General features: G+C 63.7%; 1 protein-coding gene and 2 pseudogenes. All 3 read right to left on the bottom strand.

Going from position 1 to position 2,971, the window contains the following annotated elements; translation table 11 throughout:
* Positions 1–140: 140 nt before the first annotated feature.
* The 3 genes and pseudogenes from EB084_22805 to EB084_22795 all read right to left on the bottom strand — a co-directional run bounded on the left by EB084_22805 (position 141) and on the right by EB084_22795 (position 2,958).
* The gene (locus EB084_22805) at positions 141–338 is read right to left on the bottom strand and encodes a hypothetical protein (GenBank protein NDD31094.1); all 198 of its coding nucleotides are present in this window, start codon (positions 336–338) and stop codon (positions 141–143) included.
* Positions 335–2,598, bottom strand: a pseudogene (locus EB084_22800) (FAD-binding protein). Before EB084_22800 ends, EB084_22805 begins: the two are co-directional and overlap by 4 nt.
* 42 nt (positions 2,599–2,640) lie before the next feature.
* Positions 2,641–2,958: pseudogene (locus EB084_22795) on the bottom strand (DUF805 domain-containing protein).
* Positions 2,959–2,971: the final 13 nt, after the last annotated feature.

Here is a 2,971-nt window from a genome sequence, read left to right as displayed (position 1 = left end):
TCTCAGACTCTCGACGACATGATTGACGGTCTTCGACTTACGTGGCAGTCACTGTGTCAGATTGACATTTCCATCGGTCCGGGAGCCCGGTCGGCATTGGCTGAGGACCGGCCGTGCTCATCCATTTGTTGGGAAATAATTCACGAAAGTTGCGCCAACGCGATCAGGCACGGCAAAGCGACGTGGGTCTCGATTCGCGCTGTCGGCGACGTCATGGCGAGCTTCATCGTGGCCAGATCGCCCGCAAGGGCATTGGGCGAGAGCACGGGATAGGCCCGCAACGTGAGCAGCAGCAGGTAGATCAGCGTGCTGCTGAAGGCGGCAACGCGCAGGTTCATCGCTTCACGAGCCCCACCAGCACATTGTCTGACGGATCGTGATCCTGAAGCAGACGTCGCCCTCCATCGACAAACCCCACCGCCTCGAGATAGGTCACCCATCCCTCGATGGCGTTGAATCGCCTCACCTCGGCCGCGTTGGCACTCCAAGGCACCCCCGTGCCCACATTGAAGACGGTGTGGATGGCCGAGCAGAAGCGGAACATCTCCATTGATGCGGCATCGTGGTCGCGCACGATGAAGAGCCCGCCTGGGCGCAGCACCCGCGCGATGGCGTTCACGAACCCGTGGATCCGGTCTGCGGCCGCGTGATGAAGCCCGATGACACAGGTCACCACGTCGACACTGGCGTCAGGCAGCGTGTGGGGCGACAAGGGCGCATAGTCGTCAAGCGAGACGAAGCGACCCAAGGCGCCGATCTGACCCCGCTCCATGATGTCGCCGATGCTGCTGGTCGGAGCCACGTCGTTGACCAGCACGAGATCGCCCGTGATGCGGCGCTCCCCACGCAAGCGCCCGAGATACCGCCCCACGGTGCCGATCTCCACCCAGCCATCGATGGGCGTGTCGCGCGCGCGCCACTCAGACAGAAGGCGCAGCGTCTGCTCACAGATCACGCGCTTCTGCTTCTTCAGCGCGGGCAATCCATAGGTGAGCATTCCGAGGAAGGGCGAGATGGTGGGAAGCCCTGCGGCGATGGCGGCATAGGCCGCCTCATCGTCTGGGCTCTCTTCGGCCGCCTTGCGGATGAGCGCGTGAAACGCTGCCTCTGGATAGAGGTGGAAGACGTTCTGCAGGAACAGGAACATCTTGTCGCTGTATCGCGGATCACCCATGACCTCTCGCAGCTCGTGCGTCGACGTGCTCATCTTTCCTCCCCGTTCTGCGCCACGGCGGCCTCTTCGCCTTCGTGCCCCACATAGTAGGCGTCCCACAGGGAATTGCGGAATCGGTAGTGCGGATCGTGCGCGCGCTTGAGTGCGAACAGCTCGCCATACCGTGGATAGGCCCGTGCGAACTGCTCAAAGGTGGCGTGTATCTGGTAGGGCAGATAGTAGGCGCCCTTCAGAGACACAGCGAGATCGATGAGCTCGCGGGTCCACACCGCCACCTGCCCCCGTGCCGCTGCATCGACCCCCTGCTTGTAGTACACCACGAACGCGAACACCTCGGTGCGCGCCCAGGCCAGCATCGATCCGGTGTCCGCAAACGCATGGCGCACCGACACGTTGATGACGTTCGCCCCGTGCCGACGAAAGATCTCCCCCATTCGAGGAACGAATTCATCGAAAGTCGCGATGGGCACGAAGTACTCCTGCAGCACGTAGGTCTGCCGTGTGCGCGCGTCCGGCTCGAGCTCGCGAACATCGTAGCTCGCCTCGAAGTTTCGCCACATCACCCGCCGGCCGCGCATGAGAAGCGGCTCGATGACACGCTCGCGTCGCCACTTCCCGAACGGCGTCTCGGAAAATGCCCAGTAGAAGTAGCGCTCGAGGGGGTAGGCCAGCCGTATGGGATGGAGCCGGTGGTGAACCGTCACCGGCGCGTCGGTGCGCCGATACGTCACCGAGCGCAAGCGCTCGAAGTGCGGCGGATACAGGTCGGCGTTGTGAAAGACGGCATCTCCGCTGTCACGCACCTCTCCCACGAAGTGATCGAGATACTCGGTTCGCGCCATCACCTGAGAGTGACGAGAGACCCGGCAGTTGTCTGCAAGCTCGAGCTCTGCCTCGACGATGATGCCCAGCGCGCCGTACCCGCCGATGGCACCGTGAAAGAGGTCGGAATTGCGGGCTGGCGTGGCCTCGTGAAGGCTGCCATCGGCCATGAGCAGCCGTATCGCCCGCACCGACAGGATGAGTGGACCGAGCCCGATGTAGCGCCCGTGCACGTTCACGCTCAACGAGCCACCTACGGTGAAGTTGGCGTAGGTCTGCATGATCTTGACCGAGAGCTCGTGCGGATCGAGGAACCGCTGCAGATCGCACCACCGGATGCCGGCCTCCACCCGTACCGTGCGCGCCGTGGGAGAGAAGGCAAGCACGCGATTGAGGCCGCGCATGTCGACATGCACGCAGCCGGGACTTGCGGTCTGCCCGCCCATGCTGAAACGACCGCCGCCCACGCAGATGGGGTCGCGGGTCTGGGCCACGAAGTGCGCAAGCTCATCGATGCTCGAGGGCCGAACAACCTCCTTCACCGCAATGGGGTTCAGGCCCGTGACATCGTTGACGATGACCGCACGTCCCGGGGGCAGCACGTCGAGATGGAGGTAGTCGATCGCCTCGCGGTCGATGCGAACCCCGAAGCGGTTGGCCTCCGCGTCTCCACGGCGCAGCACCAGCTGCGGAAGCACCCACAGCGGGCCGAAGAAGGGTATCAACATCCAGGCCAACCAGGGAGCACCCCGCCCGAGATCGTGGGCGCGCTTCACCAGGAGTGACAGCATCGCCCACGCCGCCACAAGCCCGACGAGACCGGAGAAGCGCTCGACGCCTACCGCCTCGAGAGCCAGCCGGGCACTCAGCGCCGAGGTGAGCACAAAGAGACTTCCCAGCACGAAGTGCTCGCGACCGATGCGTCCGCAAGGAGAGACGAGAAGTCGATACGGCTCGAACACACCTCGATCTTTC

It is taken from the genome of Pseudomonadota bacterium (assembly GCA_010028905.1).
Classification (GTDB): Bacteria; Vulcanimicrobiota; Xenobia; order RGZZ01; family RGZZ01; genus RGZZ01.
Note: the sequence above shows the minus strand (reverse complement) of the source record. Positions and strands in the feature narration are given on the sequence as shown.